Source organism: Nocardia sp. NBC_00508 (assembly GCF_036346875.1).
Taxonomy (GTDB): Bacteria; Actinomycetota; Actinomycetes; order Mycobacteriales; family Mycobacteriaceae; genus Nocardia.
This window is the reverse complement of the sequence record NZ_CP107852.1, coordinates 4,638,787-4,654,348: the sequence shown is the minus strand read 5'-3', so window position 1 is coordinate 4,654,348 and position 15,562 is coordinate 4,638,787. Positions and strand designations below refer to the sequence as shown.

13 protein-coding genes are annotated in these 15,562 nt (G+C 68.8%); 10 read left to right on the top strand and 3 right to left on the bottom strand.

From position 1 onward, the window contains the following. Positions 1 to 32: 32 nt before the first annotated feature. Both OHA40_RS20580 and OHA40_RS20575 read right to left on the bottom strand, forming a co-directional pair. Positions 33 to 962, bottom strand: coding sequence for an ABC transporter permease (locus tag OHA40_RS20580; RefSeq protein ID WP_330228526.1), 930 nt, complete (start codon positions 960 to 962; stop codon positions 33 to 35). Continuing rightward, positions 959 to 2,476: an ABC transporter substrate-binding protein gene (locus tag OHA40_RS20575; protein WP_330228525.1), complete on the bottom strand. Its 1,518-nt coding sequence runs from the start codon at positions 2,474 to 2,476 to the stop codon at positions 959 to 961. Before OHA40_RS20575 ends, OHA40_RS20580 begins: the two co-directional genes overlap by 4 nt. 321 nt (positions 2,477 to 2,797) lie before the next feature. Here OHA40_RS20575 and OHA40_RS20570 point away from each other — a divergent pair, with 321 nt between their 5' ends. The 7 genes from OHA40_RS20570 to OHA40_RS20540 all read left to right on the top strand — a co-directional run bounded on the left by OHA40_RS20570 (position 2,798) and on the right by OHA40_RS20540 (position 11,369). Beyond that, complete coding sequence (locus OHA40_RS20570; RefSeq protein WP_330228524.1) at positions 2,798 to 3,952, top strand: TauD/TfdA family dioxygenase; 1,155 nt, start codon at positions 2,798 to 2,800, stop codon at positions 3,950 to 3,952. Continuing rightward, on the top strand, positions 3,924 to 4,934 hold the full coding sequence (locus tag OHA40_RS20565) for an ornithine cyclodeaminase family protein (protein ID WP_330228523.1): 1,011 nt from the start codon (positions 3,924 to 3,926) through the stop codon (positions 4,932 to 4,934). The genes OHA40_RS20570 and OHA40_RS20565 overlap by 29 nt, the downstream gene beginning before the upstream one ends. After that, positions 4,925 to 6,325, top strand: a complete 1,401-nt coding sequence (locus OHA40_RS20560) for an alanine racemase (RefSeq protein ID WP_330228522.1) — start codon at positions 4,925 to 4,927, stop codon at positions 6,323 to 6,325. Before OHA40_RS20565 ends, OHA40_RS20560 begins: the two co-directional genes overlap by 10 nt. 35 nt (positions 6,326 to 6,360) lie before the next feature. Beyond that, entirely contained in the window at positions 6,361 to 7,392 is a 1,032-nt protein-coding gene (locus tag OHA40_RS20555; RefSeq protein WP_330228521.1) for a PLP-dependent cysteine synthase family protein, read from the top strand. Continuing rightward, entirely contained in the window at positions 7,389 to 8,780 is a 1,392-nt protein-coding gene (locus OHA40_RS20550; protein ID WP_330228520.1) for an MATE family efflux transporter, read from the top strand. The genes OHA40_RS20555 and OHA40_RS20550 overlap by 4 nt, the downstream gene beginning before the upstream one ends. A 378-nt stretch (positions 8,781 to 9,158) precedes the next feature. Then, on the top strand, positions 9,159 to 10,250 hold the full coding sequence (locus OHA40_RS20545; RefSeq protein ID WP_330228519.1) for a glycerol dehydrogenase: 1,092 nt from the start codon (positions 9,159 to 9,161) through the stop codon (positions 10,248 to 10,250). Between the two features lie 129 nt (positions 10,251 to 10,379). Beyond that, positions 10,380 to 11,369, top strand: a complete 990-nt coding sequence (locus OHA40_RS20540; protein WP_442943774.1) for a phosphodiesterase — start codon at positions 10,380 to 10,382, stop codon at positions 11,367 to 11,369. Here OHA40_RS20540 and OHA40_RS20535 read toward each other — a convergent pair. Further along, positions 11,317 to 12,777, bottom strand: coding sequence for a stealth family protein (locus OHA40_RS20535; protein ID WP_442943773.1), 1,461 nt, complete (start codon positions 12,775 to 12,777; stop codon positions 11,317 to 11,319). The genes OHA40_RS20540 and OHA40_RS20535 overlap by 53 nt on opposite strands. A gap of 509 nt (positions 12,778 to 13,286) precedes the next feature. Here OHA40_RS20535 and OHA40_RS20530 point away from each other — a divergent pair. From OHA40_RS20530 to OHA40_RS20520, 3 genes are all read left to right on the top strand, one after another. Next, complete coding sequence (locus OHA40_RS20530) at positions 13,287 to 13,742, top strand: flavodoxin domain-containing protein (protein ID WP_330228517.1); 456 nt, start codon at positions 13,287 to 13,289, stop codon at positions 13,740 to 13,742. Positions 13,743 to 13,919: 177 nt separating this feature from the next. Then, positions 13,920 to 14,888, top strand: coding sequence for a DUF389 domain-containing protein (locus tag OHA40_RS20525; protein WP_330228516.1), 969 nt, complete (start codon positions 13,920 to 13,922; stop codon positions 14,886 to 14,888). 183 nt (positions 14,889 to 15,071) lie between these two features. After that, on the top strand, positions 15,072 to 15,557 hold the full coding sequence (locus tag OHA40_RS20520; protein WP_330234295.1) for a hypothetical protein: 486 nt from the start codon (positions 15,072 to 15,074) through the stop codon (positions 15,555 to 15,557). Positions 15,558 to 15,562 lie beyond the last annotated feature (5 nt).

The following is a 15,562-nucleotide window of genomic DNA, read 5'->3' as shown; positions in this document are numbered from 1 at the left end:
ACGGCCGATAGTCGACCCGGCGAACTCGGCCTTCATCGCCGCCCCCGCAGCGACCAGGAGCGGATGCCGTCGGCGGCGGCCAGCATGACCACGATGACCACCCCGGACAGCGCGACGACCGCGGCGACCACCGAGGTATCGCGGTCGGCGACCGAACCGGCCAGCACCGCGCCGAGACCGGGATAGTTGAAGATGGTCTCGACCACCAGCGAACCGCCCAGCAGCATCCCGACCGTGGTCGCGAAGCTGGCGACGATCGTCGGCAGCGCGAACGGCAGCACGTGCCGCGCCAGGACGACGCGGGTGGAAAGCCCGTCCAGCACCGCGCTTTCCACGTGCGGAGCTCCGGCGGCGTCGGCCAGCGCGGCCCGCACCACTCTGGTGTTCCAGCCGATCTGCGGCAGCGCCAGCGCCAGCACCGGCAACACCAGCATGTCGGGTCCGGCCGGGAAACCGGATCGGTCGGTGATGGTGACCGCGGGCAGCCAGCCGAGGGCCAGCGCGAACACCAGGATCAGCACCGTCGAGATCACGAACTCGGGAATCGCCACCGCCGTGGTCGTCGCGGGCTGCAACAGGCGCGTCGCGGCACTGCCGGGCCGCGTCGCCCACCACGCGCCGAGCGCGAGCGACGCGAACACGGTCACGGCCAGGGCGAGCCCGCCGAGCAGCAGCGTCGGCGGGAACTTGTCGACCAGCAACTCGTTGACCGAACGTCCCCGCGCGGTACGGCCGAAATCGCCGGTCGCGACGCCCGATATCCAGTCCCAGAACCGCACCGGCATGGGACGATCCAGACCGAGCTGGTGTTCCTTGGCCGCGATCTGCTCCGGCGTGGCCTCACGGCCGAGGACGGCGCGGGCGGTGTTTCCCGGCAGCAGGTCCACGGCGACGAAGACGGTGGCCAGCAGCGCCACCAGCAGGCCGGCGCGCCGGAGCAGAAGGCGTGCGAAGGAGATCACCCGGCCAGCCAAGCCCTTTCCAGCTGGACCCGGGCGAACCCGCCGAGCGTGGGCAGGTCGCGCACCTGGGCGGACGCGATATCGATGCCGTCGGCCATGCCCCAGATCAGGTACCCGCCGCGGTCGTACTGGATACGTTGCAGCTCCCGAGCGGCCTGCTGGTATTCCGAGTCGGTATGCGCGGACAACGCTTTGGCGGTGGCCGCGTCGAAAGCCGCGTCCTTGAAGCCGGTTTCGTTGCGGTTGGACCCGCTCGACAGCAGCTTGCTCGCGAAGAACAGCGTGGAATCGTTGGTGCCCCAGGAGATCGTGTAGAGCGGCGCCTGGAGCCAGGTCTGGTCGTAGAAGGCGTTCGGCTCCTGGGTGACCACCTCGAGCCGGACGCCGATCTCGGCGAGCTGGGTGGCGATGACCTTCGCCGATTCGACTTCGCCTGGCGCCTCGGCCTTGGTCATAAAGGGATAGGTATGCCCTGTATCGAAGTTCGCCTCGCGCAGCAGTGCCTTCGCGCGATCCACATCGCGGGTGCGCTGCGCGATGGTGGTGTCGTAGACCGGGTCGCCGGTGCCGAGGATGTCGTTGGCGATCGTCCCGTAGCCCGAATGCACCTGGTTGAGCAGAGCATTGCGGTCGACGCCGAGCCGGAGGGCGGTGCGCACGCGCACGTCGGCGAAAGGCCCGTCGGAGGTGCGCATGGCGACGCCGACCACCGTGTCGTTCGGGCGGCGCACCACGGTCAGGTCACCGCGGCCTTCGGCGGTGCGGCCCGCGATGGCGCCGACGTTGGAGGCGAGGTCGATCTGCCCGCCGAGTACCGCGTTGCCCAGGGCGGTCACGCTCTCGAACATGGTGACCTCGATGGCGTCCAGCAGTGGCGGCGTACCGTGCCACTGGTCGTTGCGCACCAATCGGGCATTGCCGCCCTGGTAGGACTCCAGGCGGAACGGTCCGCTGCCGATGCCCCTGGTGAAATCCGTGGTGTCCTTCTTGACCGTGAAGGTCATCAGCCGGACCAGCAGCGGCAGCTGGGTATTCGGCTCTGGCACCGCGAGCACCACCCGGTTCGGCCCATCGGCCGTGATGTCCTCGACGGCCACCGGCATTTTCGACGCGCCGCCGACCGTGCGCAGCCTGCGCAGCGACCACACGACGTCCTCGGAGGTCACCGGCGACCCGTCGTGGAAGGTCGCGTTCTCGGCGAGGGTGAAGCTCCAGCGCCGCCGGTCGGCGTCCGGCTCCCATCGGGTGGCCAGGCGCGGCGCGATGTTCGGGTCGGCGCCCGGCACGGTCAGGGCGTCGTAGACCAGCGAGGCGATCAGGAAGTCGCTGTCGTTGCTGAGGTTGGCGTGCGGATCGCGTTCCAGCCGCGCCGAGGTGCCGAGCGCGCCGACCCGCAGCGTGCCGCCGCGGCGCGCCGGGCCGGGCGAGTCCGCGTCGTCGGAACAGGCGGCGACCAGCAGCACCGCCCCCACTCCGAGACTCGATCGCAGCAGTTGCCGCCGATTCAAAACCATTGCACTGCCCTCACTCCTGGACGAACCCACCGCGATACCGCATAATCACTACTGTTGATCAGGACAGGCTAGCCTAATCCGTCGGAAGACTCGCCGATACCGGCAGCAAAACGGCAGCATTGAGGCGCAGCAACCGTAAAACCGCTAGACAGCACCAAGCCGCCCGTCCGCGACCCGGTCTCGTTGAATCGAAGCTATGCGGATCGGCTATTTTCCAGGCGACACGTTTAGGTAAGGCTTGCTTTACCCCGCCGGTAGCAGTTACCTTCGCAGTTCGATCGTCACCCTGCTTTTCGAACCGATGCGAAGAAGGGAATCCCGGTGAAAAGCGTTCTCTCCGAACGTAAGACGCTTCAACCGCAAGACCTCGAACGACGTGAGCTACCCGCGACCGCGGGCCGTGCCGTACGCGAACTCGCCAGAGAGATATCCGCCACACTGGATGCCACGCTCGCCGATCCGGCCGCCGCCGCGCACAGACTCACGGATCCGGCGGTGATCGCACAGATCGATGCCCGCGCGGCGGAACTCCCCGCCGAGGTGCGCCATGCCATGCGCCCGCCCGCCACCGCGGCGGGTGGCACGATAGTCAGCCGTCTTCCGCTGTCCGACAACGAATTCGGCCCGACGCCGCCGAGCTGGCGCGAGGCCGCACGGTGGAGCGGCGATCCGGCGACGCGCGCACACTCGTTCGAGTTCGACCTCGTGATGCTGCTGCTCGCCCGCAGCGCGGGAGAACCGTTCGGCTGGCAAGGCCAGCAGGACGGGCGGCTGGTGAACAACATCGTTCCCGCGGCCGGTCACGAGCACGAACAGTCCGGCGCCAGCAGCAAAACCTTGCTGAGCCCGCACTCCGAGGACGCGTTCCATCCGCGGCGGGCACATCTGCTCATGCTCGCCTGCCTGCGCAACCCGGACCTGGTCGGCACCACGGTGTCGTCGGTGCGCCGCGTGGAACTCTCCGCCGCGCAGCGCGCACTGCTCAGCGCGCCCACACTGCCGATCCTGCCGGACGTCTCCTACGGCGCCGGGCACGAAAGGTACTCGGCCGCACCGATTCCCACCCTGTGGAGCGTGGCGGGACCAGCCGAGCAGACCCTGCGCTACGACCCGGCATACACCCCGCTCGAGGACGCCGACCCCGAATTCCGCGCTGCCTACGAGCAACTCACCGTGGAACTCGAGCGCGTCTGCGTTACCGCCGCGCTCGCCCCTGGTGAGCTGCTGCTGGTGGACAACGACGTCGCCGTGCACGGCCGGGTGCCGTTCACCGCGCGGTACGACGGCACCGACCGATGGCTCAAGCGAGTGAACATCCGGCTTCCGGAACGACGACGGCGGGCCGAGGAAGCCGACGAGAATGGGTACGGGCAACACATTGTTGCCCCGTTCCGAGCGGCAGGCGCCCTGCCGGTCGAGAGCGGCACTGGAGAGCGAGCAGTACCCCATGATCGAGGACCCCTTGAGCACGCGTGACCGCAGCACCCCACTACGGGTGTTGAGCCGCAGCGACCTGGCCGACGTGCCGATCACACCGGCCGCGGTCGTGCGCGCGGTGGAAGAGGCGTATCTGGCCTTCGCGGCAGGTGATTCGGACAACCCGCGCAAGCTCAGCGTGGCGAACCCGGACGGCTGGTCGGTCGCCTACGCCATGCTCGGCCGGGACGGACGCAGGCGCGTGGTCGCGATGAAGACCTCCTACAAGTTCGATCCCGGCCACGACCGCAGCACGAAGCGGTACTACACGACCATCACGCTCTACGACGACGCCACCGGCGCGCCGATCGCGATGATGGACTGTGCCAGGGTCGGTGCGCTGCGCACTCCGGCGGTGTCGGCGCTGCTGGTGCGGGAGACCGTCCGTCGTGGCGCGGAAAGCGTGCTGCTGGTCGGCACCGGAACCCAAGGTCGCAACGCCCTTCCGCAGCTGCTCGCCGCGAATCCGCAGCTGCGCAAGCTGATGGTCTACGGAACGCACCCCGAGGGGCTGGAAGCCGTGCACCGCGTGCTCGCCGAGCACCACCCGCAGGCGCTGCTGGAGACCGTGGCGGATCCGCGTGCCGCGGCGGCGACCGCCGACGTCGTGCTGGCCACCGCGGGCCCGGGGACCGAGGTCGCGCTCGAATCCACGGATCTCGCACCGGGTTCGGTCGCGGTGCTGGTCGGTTACGGGTTGGCGCCCTCGACGCTGGTCGACGCCGATCGGGTGATCGCGACCAGCGCGGAGCAGATGGCGCTGACCGGCACCGACATGGTCGGCCCCGACGGAACGCTGCGCGCGGTGGACGCCGAGCTGCCGCAGATCCTGAACCGGCGTGCGGTGGCACGGCGTTCGGACGACGAGCGGATCTTCGTCTACAACAGCGGGCTGGTGCTCACCGATATCGCGGTCGCCCATGTCCTGGCCGAGCGCGCTATCGCCGAGGGCCGCGGGACGGAGGTGCCGCTATGGGATTAGAGGCGGACGTCGGCAACGTCACCTCCGCGCCCGGCGGCCCCGTGGTCGTGGCCGCCGCAGCCCACGAGTCGATCAGCGCGGCGCCGATGCCCGCGCATCTCGATCCGTGGGAGCGCCGCCTTCTCGACAACCCGAATCTGCTGGGCGACATCGCCTTTGCGATGGGCGGGCCGTTCCACGTCATGTATCCGGCGCGCGTGGCGCACAACATCCGAGAGTTCCGCGCCGCCTTCGAGCGAGCCGGGGTGCAGGGCACGATCTACTACGGCAAGAAGGCGAACAAGGCCGCGTGTGTCGCGCGTTCCTGCGCCGAACATGGTGCGGGTGTGGACGTCGCCAGCGTCGGTGAGCTGACCGCCGCGCTGGCGCAGGGCGTTCGCGGTGACCAGCTCATGGTGACCGGCCCGGCCAAGTCGGACGAATTGCTCTGGTTGGCGGCCCGGCATGGCGCGCTGATCGCGGTGGACGACCTCGGGGAACTCGATCGGCTCGCGGGTCTGGCCGCACCCACGATTCCCGCGCGCGTGCTGCTGCGCGTCCTGCCCGCCGCTTCGGCGAGCCGGTTCGGCATGACCGGCGACGAGATAGACGACGCGCTCCCGGTATTCCGCGCTCGTGCGTCGATTCGCCTGGAGGGCTTCAGTTTTCACTTGTCCGGCTACGACGCAACGGCACGCGCGGAACTCGCGGACGAGCTGATCGCCCGCTGTCTGCACGCGCGCACGCTCGGGCATCCGGCCGGCACCGTCTCGATCGGCGGTGGGTTCGGCGTCGACTACGTCCCGCCCGACGCGGCGGCGGCGTTCACCGAGCACGTCGACAGGCGCTGGTTCCACTCGGGGAAGTCCTTCGATTCGTACTACCCGTACCACTTTCCAGTGCCGGGCGCCGCCATGCTCGCGCAGATCCTCGACCACGCGGGTCTCGCCCAGCGGTTGCGGGACAACGCGATACGGCTCGCGATCGAACCGGGACGCGCCCTGCTCGCACACGCGGGATCAACCGTCTTCCGCGTACAGGGCAGCAAAACTCGGTACGCGGACGGTCGGCCCTACCGGTTGCTCACCGTCGACGGCACCAGCCTGAGCCTCTCCGAGCAGTGGTTCGACAGCGAGTACCTGCCCGATCCGCTCCTGTGGCCCGCACGCCCCGGCACACCGACGCCCACCAGCGTCGGCGCGGCAACCTGCCTGGATTCCGACATGCTCAGCTGGCGCCGGGTGCCGCTACCCCGGCCCGCTGCCGTCGGCGATCTGCTGATCTACCCGAATACGGCTGGCTACCAGATGGATTCGAACGAGTCCCCCTTTCACGAACTGCCCATCCCGCCGAAAGTCGTGCTGCACGACGCGCCCGGCGATCGGTTCCGCTGGACCCACGACGGTAGCTGACCCCCACTTCACCCGATACGAACGAGGAGAAATCAATGCCGCTCGTCACGCGTGTGACGGATCTGATCGGCCGCACGCCGCTGTTCGAGCTCGCGGCCACCGCGACGGGCACCCGCTTACTGCTCAAACTCGAGCAGTTCAACCCGACCGGCGCGGCCAAGATCAGGATGGCCCGCGAAATGGTGCTCGACGCCGAACGACTGGGTTTGCTGAGCAGTGGCGGGCATATCATCGAATCCACGTCCGGAAACACCGGGCTCGGCCTCGCGGTAGTGGCCGCCGAACGTGGGTATCGCTTCACCGCGGTAGTCGACCACCACGCATGTAAGGACAAACTGCGCGCGATGGCAGCGATGGGTGCGGAACTGGTGTACGTCGCCGACGAGGGTGACGACAACCTGGCCACCTCGGCACGGGAAGATCTCGCCGAGGCGATGGCGGCCGAGCGCGACGGCGCGTTCTTCACCGAGCAGCACAACAACGACGCCAACGCGGTCGGCTATTACGCGGTGGCCGAGGAACTGCTCGACGACGTCGAGCGGGTCGACATCCTGCTGTCGTCGGTGGGCACCGGCGGTTCGCTGTTCGGCACGGCGACCCGCCTGCGCCAGCTCGGCTGCGTCCCCTACGTGATCGGCGTCGAGCCGGTCGGCTCGATCGCCTTCGGCGGGCCGGGCGGTCCCTACTGGCAGTCGGGCACCGGCACCCCGCCGGGCGCCACCATCGGCACCGCCGTGGACTATTCGCTGCTCGACGAGGGCGTGAAGGTCTCCGACGTGGCGGCGTTCGCGACCGCCCGCGCGGTGGCGGCCGAACTCGGCTTGATGATCGGCGGGTCCGCGGGCGGCTCGGTGCACGCCGCGCTCACCCGGCTCGAAGAGTTCCCGCCCGGCTCCACCGTGGTCACCATCGTGTGCGACGGCGGGGAAAAGTACCTGGACACCGTCTTCGACGACGAGTGGATGAACGAACGAGACCTGCGCAGCCCCGACAGCGAACGCGAGGTGCTCGAGATGTTGCGGCGCTACACGCCCGCCGCCCGGCGCACCCTGGTGGAGTCGCGGTGAGGTACGGCGACGGACGGCGTTTGAGCGCGCTCGCGACGCCCATCGCGCTGACCCAGCTGGCGCAGATCGCCGTCTCGACCACCAACATCGCGCTGATGGGCACGCTGGGCGTGCGTCAGGTGGCCGCGGGCGGCCTGGCGATCGTGCTGTTCAACCAGATCCGCACCATGTGCGTCGGGTTGATCACCGCCAGCGGCAACCAGATCGCCACGGCGGTGAGCGCCGCGGGCAAGCGCGGCGAATCGCCGGACCGGGAGATCCGGGACCTGCTGCGGTCGAGCTTCCTGATCGCAACCGTCGCCGGACTCGCCGGCGGCGCGGTGCTGATCGGGCTCGGCTGGGTGCTGCCCTGGCTGGGGCAGGACCCGGGCGTGCTCGCCGACGCCCGTCCGCTGATGGTCGCACTCGCACCGGGCTTGCTGCCCTGTCTGTGGTTCCAGGTGCTGCGCCAGTACACCGTGGGCATGCAGCGTCCGCAGGCGCTGCTGCTGGTGACGCTCGGATCGGTGGTGCTGAACCTCCTGCTGGCACTCGGCTTCATCCACGGCAAGGCCGGGCTGCCCGCGCTGGGCCTCACCGGCATCGGCGTCGCGACCTCGCTGGTGTTCCTGATCACCTTCGGCGTCTTCTGGGCGATGGTGTGGCGCGACGACCAACTCGGCCACACCCTGCCGATGAGCCCGCTGCCGGTGCGACCGGCGACGGTCAGAGCGGAGCTGAAGCTGGGCACGCCGATCGCGCTCACCTACGGCTCCGAGGCGGGCATGTTCTCGGTGCTGGCGCTGGTCATGGGCAGTATCGGGCCCGCGGCGCTGGCCGCGCACAACGTCGTCTACCAGATCATCTACATCGTGTTCCAGGTGGCGATCGGCCTCTCGCACGGCGCGTCGATCCTGGTCAGCCACGCTGTCGCCCGCGACGAGTACACCCACGCCCGCGCGCTGGCCTGGCTCGCGCTCCGGCATGCGGCGGTGGTCGCGGCAGTGACGGGCGCGGTCTACGTGCTCGCCCCGGATCTGGTGCTGCTCCCCTTCCTGGAATCCTCGGACGCCGACACCATCCGGGTCGCGCACACCCTGCTGCTGATCGGCATCGTGCTGCAGTTCTTCGATGCCGCCCAGAACATCGGCACCGGCCTGCTGCGCGGACTCAAGGCGACCAACGCGGGCTTCCGCCTCTCCCTGATCGGTTACTGGGGTGTCGGCCTGCCCGTCGCCCTGCTGCTCGCGTTCCCGCTGGGACTCGGCGCCGCAGGCGTCTGGTGGGGACTCACCGCGGGCCTGGCCACCACCGCCATGCTGATGCTCCGCCGGTATTTCGCCCTGCTCGACGAGCAGGAACTCGACCGCCCCCGTCTGCTCCGGGAGAGCCTCACCACGCCGAGCTGAGCGGGTCGCCCGCAAGCTCGGCTCGTGACCGTCCGATGTCGGTCATCAGCGGGTCCGCGAACCGTTGTGCAATCGCGGTGCCGGGCTCGGCAGCGAAGCGCCGGGCTTCTCAGGCGAGCAGAATCGCGCCTGCGCCGGAGGCAATGCCGGTGCGGGCGCGACAGCCTGCTCACGCGGCGACGCGCGGCGTCGGATGGACGGCGGCCTCCGTGTCGGCGGCTCGGGCCGGCTCCGGATAACGGTGCCGCGCTTCCTCGCGCCGGTTCGGTCGCGGCCGAGTTCGTCAACCACGGCCGGGGCGGGCTCGGGTCGCGTAGCGTTGAGAGGTCGGTGGGGCCGCCGTGTCGGCTCCGCGGCTCGGGGATCGGGAGGTGTCGGATGCTGAGTGTGTTCTCCTCGCCGGGGCACTATGTGCAGGGACGGGACGCCACGGCCGCGCTCGGTGCGGAGATGACCCGTCTCGGGATCGGTGGCCCGGTGCTGATCGTGTCCGGAGGCAGCGCCTTTCGGCTGCTCGCCACGACATGGGAGCACTCGCTCACCGATGCGAAGATCGCCTATTCGATCCATCTGTCCGGCGGCGAATGCAGCAGGGCGGAGATCGCCAGGATCGTCCACGCCGTCGAAGAGTCCGGCAGCACAGTCGTTTTGGGCGCGGGTGGCGGCAAGGTGCTGGACGCGGCGCGCGCGGTCGCCGACGATCTCGACCTGCCGATGATCAGCTGCCCCACCACAGCCTCCAGCGACGCACCGTGCAGCGCGCTGTCGGTGATCTACACCGAAGCAGGCGAATTCGAGGCCTATCAGTTGGTCCGGCGCAATCCGGCGCTGGTGCTGGTGGACACCTCGGTCATCGCGCAGGCCCCGGCCCGGTTGCTCGCCGCGGGCATGGGCGACGCCTTGGCCACCTGGTTCGAGGCGCGCACGTGCAGTGCGGCGCAGGTGCGCAATATGCGTGGCGGCGCATCTACGCGCAGCGCCGCCGCGCTCGCGGAGCTCTGCTATCGCACCTTGCTCGCCGACGGTGCACAGGCGCTGACCGCGGTCCGCGAACACAGCGTCACACCGGCGCTGGAGCGCGTCGTCGAGGCCAACACGCTGCTGTCCGGGCTCGGTTTCGAATCGTCCGGACTGGCCGCCGCGCACGCGGTGCACAACGGCCTCACCGCCGCCGCGGGAACGCATCCGTTCCTACACGGCGAGAAGGTCGCCTTCGGCACGCTCACCCAACTGGTGCTCGAAGGCGCGCCCACGTCCGAGATCGACACGGTCCTCGATTTCTGCACCGAGGTCGGGCTGCCGATTACCCTCGCCGCGCTGGGTCTGCCCGACGCCGATCACGAGACGCTGTCTTCCATCGCGACCCGCGCGACCGCCCCGGGCGAAACGATCCACAACGAGCCGTTCACCGTCGACGCCGCGATGCTGGTCGACGCGCTGCGCACCGCGGACGCACTCGGCAAGCGGTGACCAACGCCACTCCACCGGCCATTTCCCCTGCGTTCGACACCGAACTATCACCTTCCCGCAAGCATGTCGTCATCAGCCGTCGGGAAACCTGTTCGTAACCGACGCTATTCTGGCGACGGAGCCAAGCCAATGGCGGGCAAACCGCCAGGAGGGATATTCGGTCCGGTGGCCATCACCAGAGTCGCGGAGCACCCGCGTCCGGATCACGTGTTGTTCCACTTCAGCGACACCCACCTCATCGCTGGCGACGACCCCCTGTACGGCGATGTCGATGCCGACCTGCGATTACGGCAGCTGCTCGAACAGGCCGCGGCCAGCCGGATCCGTCCGACCGCGATCGTGTTCACCGGCGACCTCACCGATCGAGGCGAACCCGCGGCATACAGCAAGCTGAAGTCCATCGTCGATCCGTTTGCTAGAAATTTGCAGGCGCCTATCGTTTGGGTCACGGGCAACCACGACGACCGCGCCGCACTGCGCGCCCGGCTGCTCGGGGAGCGTGCCAGCACCTCCCCGCTGGACCGCGTCCACCTGATCGATGGCTTGCGCATCATCGCCCTGGACACCTCGGTGCCCGGCCACCACCACGGCGAGATCTCCGACGGCCAGCTGGAGTGGCTGCGCGCGGTGCTGGCCGAACCCGCCCCGTTCGGCACCATCCTGGCCATGCACCACCCGCCGGTGCCGTGCGTGGTCGATCTCGCCGTCACCGTGGAGCTGCGCGATCAGCGCAGACTGGCCGACGTGCTCGACGGCAGCGACGTGCGCGCCATCCTGGCGGGCCACCTGCACTTCTCCACCAGCGCAACCTTTGCCGGTATCCCGGTCTCGGTGGCGTCGGCGACCTGCTACAGCCAGGATCTCGGCGTCGCGCAGGGCGGCCTGCGCGGGCGGGACGGCGCGCAGGCCTTCAACTACGTGCACATCTATCCGGACACCGTGGTGCACTCGGTGGTGCCCATCGAGCGCGGAGATACCGTCGGCGCTCCGTCGACGCCGGAAGAGGCGCAGCAGCGACTCGCGGAGGAGGGCATCGTGATCCTGCCCGCCGCGCGCATTCCGCACGTCATGCGGCGCCAGGCGTCGACTCCGGAAGCGGACGACGAGGCGGTGCGCTGAGCCGCTCCCACGGCGCGGGCTCGGGGAAGTACTCGGCGAGGAACTCCGACACGATCCGCGCCCGCTCGGTCTCGGCGACCTCGGGGAAACTGCCGTCGTTGAGGCAGAAGAAGTCGACGTCACGGTGGCGCGCCAGCTCGTCCAGCAGGGCGAGGCCGGTAGAGTTCGTCGTGTCGACGTAGCGCATCTTCGCCGATTCCTGCGGCACCGCGCGACCGGTCAGCAGGGCATAGTAGTGATACAGCGAGTTGGTGACCGAGATATCGGCGGCCGCCCGGAACCGGCTCGCGCACGTGCGGGCGAAATCGGCGGCGAATTCCTCTTCCATCTCCATCAGCACGCTGCGCCGCAGCGGCACCGGTGTGTGCTCCAGATGCCGCGTGATCACATAGCCGAATCGCTCGGCGAGCAGCGCCCGATTCACCCGGGCGGCATTCTCGAAACCGCTGCGCCGCTCGTCGTTGCGCCCCGGACCGATCCTGGTGTCCGCCTCGATGAACCGGCTCAAACCGGCCGGGGTGAAGAACATCGACGGGCGCACCGGACGCGCGAAGAACATATCGTCGTTGGAGTACAGGAAGTGCTCGCTGAGCCCTTCGATGTGCTGCAACTGGCATTCCACCGCGTGCGAATTGAAGACGGGCAAGCCGGTGGTGTCGCGGAAATGATCCACCGCTCGCACCACCGTCACCTTCGGGTGCGTGGACAGCCAGTCCGGCGTCGCGGAGTCGGTCGCGATGAAGATCCTGCGGATCCAGGGCGCGTTCTTGTGCACCGACCGCAGCGCGTACTCGAGCTCGTCGATCTGCCGAATCCTGGCATCCGCGTCGTCGCCCTCGCCGACCACGACTTGGGCGAGCATCCCGGCGCGACGGGCGCGGAATTCGGGATCGGAACCGTCCACCCAGGAGAACACCAGGTCGATGTCGAAATCGACGTCGGTGGACTGCGGCGCGAACATGTCCGCCAGGGTTGGCCAGGTCCGGTCGAAAAGCCGCACCTGCGTGCGCTCGACGTCGGCGAGGTCGAAGACCGTACGGGTGAGCGCGTTCGGGCGCGGGCAGGTCACCGTGTCGCCGTGGTACTCCCACAGTTCCAGATCGACGTGATGCGCCGGGTCACGGTCACGTCCGAGCCGGAACACGTTGTGCCCCAGATCCACACAGGAGAATCCGGCCGACAGCGCCGCGGCCGTCACCCGCCGCACCATCGCGCGGTGCGCCGCGTCGGCCGCGAGCACGAGACGGTGTCCGCTGTCGCGCACGAGCAGAAACGGCACCTCCGCCGCCGCAAGCTCCTCGCGCAGGTACCCGAGATCCTCGGTCATCGCGGCCGACACGGCGAGGTTGCCCGCCATCGGTCGCGTCACCATTTCTACCGCCCCCGCATCCACTCCCCTGTCCACCATGATTCTCTCCACATCCGTCTATCCACCGGTTTCCGATTCCATCCGGGGCGCCGCGCCGAGGGGTGATTCCGCCGACGCCGTGGCATCGACGCGAGAGGACCGCGCTCGGCGCGGTGAATTCAGAGATGGGGAAGGGTGCCGAGGCGGGGGTACCAATTGATCACCTGGTATGCGGACGACTGGTAAACCATTTCGTATCACCTCACTCACGGCCGGACGCGGTCGCGTCATGGTTGGAAGCGCTGCACTCGTGCACGGCGAGGCCGAAGTGGCACGGATGGCAGCTGTGGGCCGGACGATCGTTGGCCGGCGAGATAGTGGTCTGCCCGGACAATGCCGGGCACCCTTACGAATGATGCAACGCGGGCGACATTCCGTCAATCGGTTCGGTTTGCCCACCCGTGCTCTTCCGCTGCCGCTGAGCAGGGCCATCGCTCCCGGCGCTAGCACACCGCGAGTAACTAATTAGGATAGCCTCACCATATTTCACGCAGGAAGGGGCAGCGCTGGTGCGCGTCGTCATTTTGTTCGGAACCGAGATGGGGACGGCGGAGTCCGCCGCGGGCAGCATCGCCGCAGAGCTCTCCGGGGCGCACGACGTCTCGGTGCACGACATGACGGACTTCGAGATCGACGCGTTGGACGTGCGCGACTTCCACGTCGTCGTGTGCTCGACCTACGGTGACGGCGATCTGCCGACCGGCGCCGAACCCTTCGCCGACGCGCTCGAGCGCCACACGCCGGAACTGACCGGCCTGCGGTTCGCCGTGTTCGGGCTGGGCGACAGCGTGTACGGCGACACGTTCAACCGCGGCGGCGAGATCATCGCCGAGAAGCTCACCGCGTGCGGCGCCATCCAGGTCGGCGAGCACGCGCGGCACGACGCGTCGACGGAGATCCGGGCCAAGGACATGGCGCAGCAGTGGGCCGCCACGCTCGACATCCCCGCATTGGTCTCCGCCTGAGCGTCACCCGGGACCTCGCCTGATCTTTCCTGCAGTCCGGACAAAGGGCGCGGCGCCAGCGCATAAGTGGCGCAGCAAGTTACGTGCTTACGGCAGGTCCTCGCACGAGCGCTCCTCCGCGACGCGGAGATTGTCGCGCCGGGTCGCTGCGGGATACGCGGCGGAGCCCGGCACACTATGGGGGTGTTGCACCTGCGGATGCTGGCTCCGGCCGAGATGACCGATGACGTGATCCGGATCCTGGAACAGGACGAGGCCGTCAGTGGCCTCGCGGTCATGCGCGGCGTCGCACTGCGGCCGAACGGTGACGTGGTGCTGGCCGACGTGGCGCGGGAGGCGGCGAACGACGTGATCCAGCGATTGCGTGCGATCGGGCTGCACCATGCGGGCAGCATCGAGATCGAGCCGGTGCGTACCTGGCTGTCGCGCAGCGGATTCGATGCCGAGGTGCGCACGCCAGGCAGCAGTGCGGACTCCGTGGTCTGGGCCGATGTCGCTCAGCGCTCGTATGAGGAAACCGAGCTGAACTGGACCTATCTCAGCTTCATGACCTTCGCCACGGTGATCGCCGCCATCGCGATCGTGCTGGATTCGCAGATTCTGGTCATCGGGGCGATGGTCCTCGGTCCGGAATTCGGAGCCATCGCCGCGCTTGGTGTCGCCTTGGTGCGCCGCCGATTCGTGTTACTCGGCCTCGCCGTGCGCACGCTGATGCTCGGTTTCGCCGCCGCCATCGCCATCACCTTCACATTCGCCTTGATCGGGCGTGCACTGGGCTGGATCACCGTGGATGACGTGACCGGTCCGCGCCCGGAAACTGCCTTCATCTACACCCCCGACAAATGGTCGTTCATCGTCGCCGTCGTCGCGGCCGCCGCCGGAGTGCTCGCGCTGACCTCGGCCAAGGCGGGGGGAATGGCCGGTGTCTTCATCTCGGTGACCACCGTGCCCGCTGCGGGCAACATCGCGCTCGGCGCCGCGTTCGGTATCGGATCGGCGGTCTGGGGCAGCACCCTGCAACTCGTGGTGAACCTGTCCGGGATGGCGCTGGCGGGCTGGGCCACCTTGGCGGTACAGCAGGCGGTGTGGTCCCGGGTGTCGGTGCGCCGTGCCAGGGCGATGCACAAGCCACGTCGGATGCTGTAGTCGCACCACTCGATATCCCCGCGGTGATCTCGGCCTGACCTGCACCGCGAGACCCGGCCTGATAGTCGCCTGAGAGCAGCCCGGACAAAGGGCGCAGCGCCAGCGGACAACGGGGCGAGCACTTTAGACTGCTAGCAAGCGCGGTACAGCCCACCGCGCTCGACGATCGATGAGGTGACGAAGATGGCAGCCGGAGCGAGCCCCGCCCAACGTCTACAGAACTCGGCAGATCATCCCGAGCTGGACGTGCTACCGGAATGGCCCCTGGAGACGATCGGCGTGCTGGTGACGACCGATCCGGCGCCGCACGCGATTCCGGTGTCCTGGCCGGTGCGCGCGGACGATCGGCAGATCCTCCTCAGCCTCAAATTCGATCGCGGCTCGCTGGCCCGGCTGCGTGAGCGTCCCGAGGTGGCGCTGCTGATCCTCGGCGGCGGCAACGTGGCGCTGTGCGCGCGCGGCACCGCGCACGTGATCGCGGAGGGGATGCCCGATGCCGAAGACTATGTGGCCGTACGCATCGACGTCGAGGTGATCGACGACCACCGCCAGTCCGCCTTCGCGATCGTGCAGGGCATCCAGCGCACGGTGCTCGACGACGAGAGCGAGCTGCGCGCGCTGAAAGGCCGGGTGAGCACGTTGCAATCCTGGGCGGGCGACCAGAACTGAGCCGG

Coding starts and splice junctions, on each gene's coding strand:
- OHA40_RS20575 (WP_330228525.1), bottom strand. CDS start 2,476: ATGGTTTTGAATCGGCGGCAACTGCTGCGATCGAGTCTCGGAGTGGGG.
- OHA40_RS20565 (WP_330228523.1), top strand. CDS start 3,924: ATGATCGAGGACCCCTTGAGCACGCGTGACCGCAGCACCCCACTACGG.
- OHA40_RS20560 (WP_330228522.1), top strand. CDS start 4,925: ATGGGATTAGAGGCGGACGTCGGCAACGTCACCTCCGCGCCCGGCGGC.
- OHA40_RS20555 (WP_330228521.1), top strand. CDS start 6,361: ATGCCGCTCGTCACGCGTGTGACGGATCTGATCGGCCGCACGCCGCTG.
- OHA40_RS20545 (WP_330228519.1), top strand. CDS start 9,159: ATGCTGAGTGTGTTCTCCTCGCCGGGGCACTATGTGCAGGGACGGGAC.
- OHA40_RS20540 (WP_442943774.1), top strand. CDS start 10,380: ATGGCGGGCAAACCGCCAGGAGGGATATTCGGTCCGGTGGCCATCACC.
- OHA40_RS20535 (WP_442943773.1), bottom strand. CDS start 12,777: ATGGTGGACAGGGGAGTGGATGCGGGGGCGGTAGAAATGGTGACGCGA.
- OHA40_RS20525 (WP_330228516.1), top strand. CDS start 13,920: ATGGGGGTGTTGCACCTGCGGATGCTGGCTCCGGCCGAGATGACCGAT.
- OHA40_RS20520 (WP_330234295.1), top strand. CDS start 15,072: ATGGCAGCCGGAGCGAGCCCCGCCCAACGTCTACAGAACTCGGCAGAT.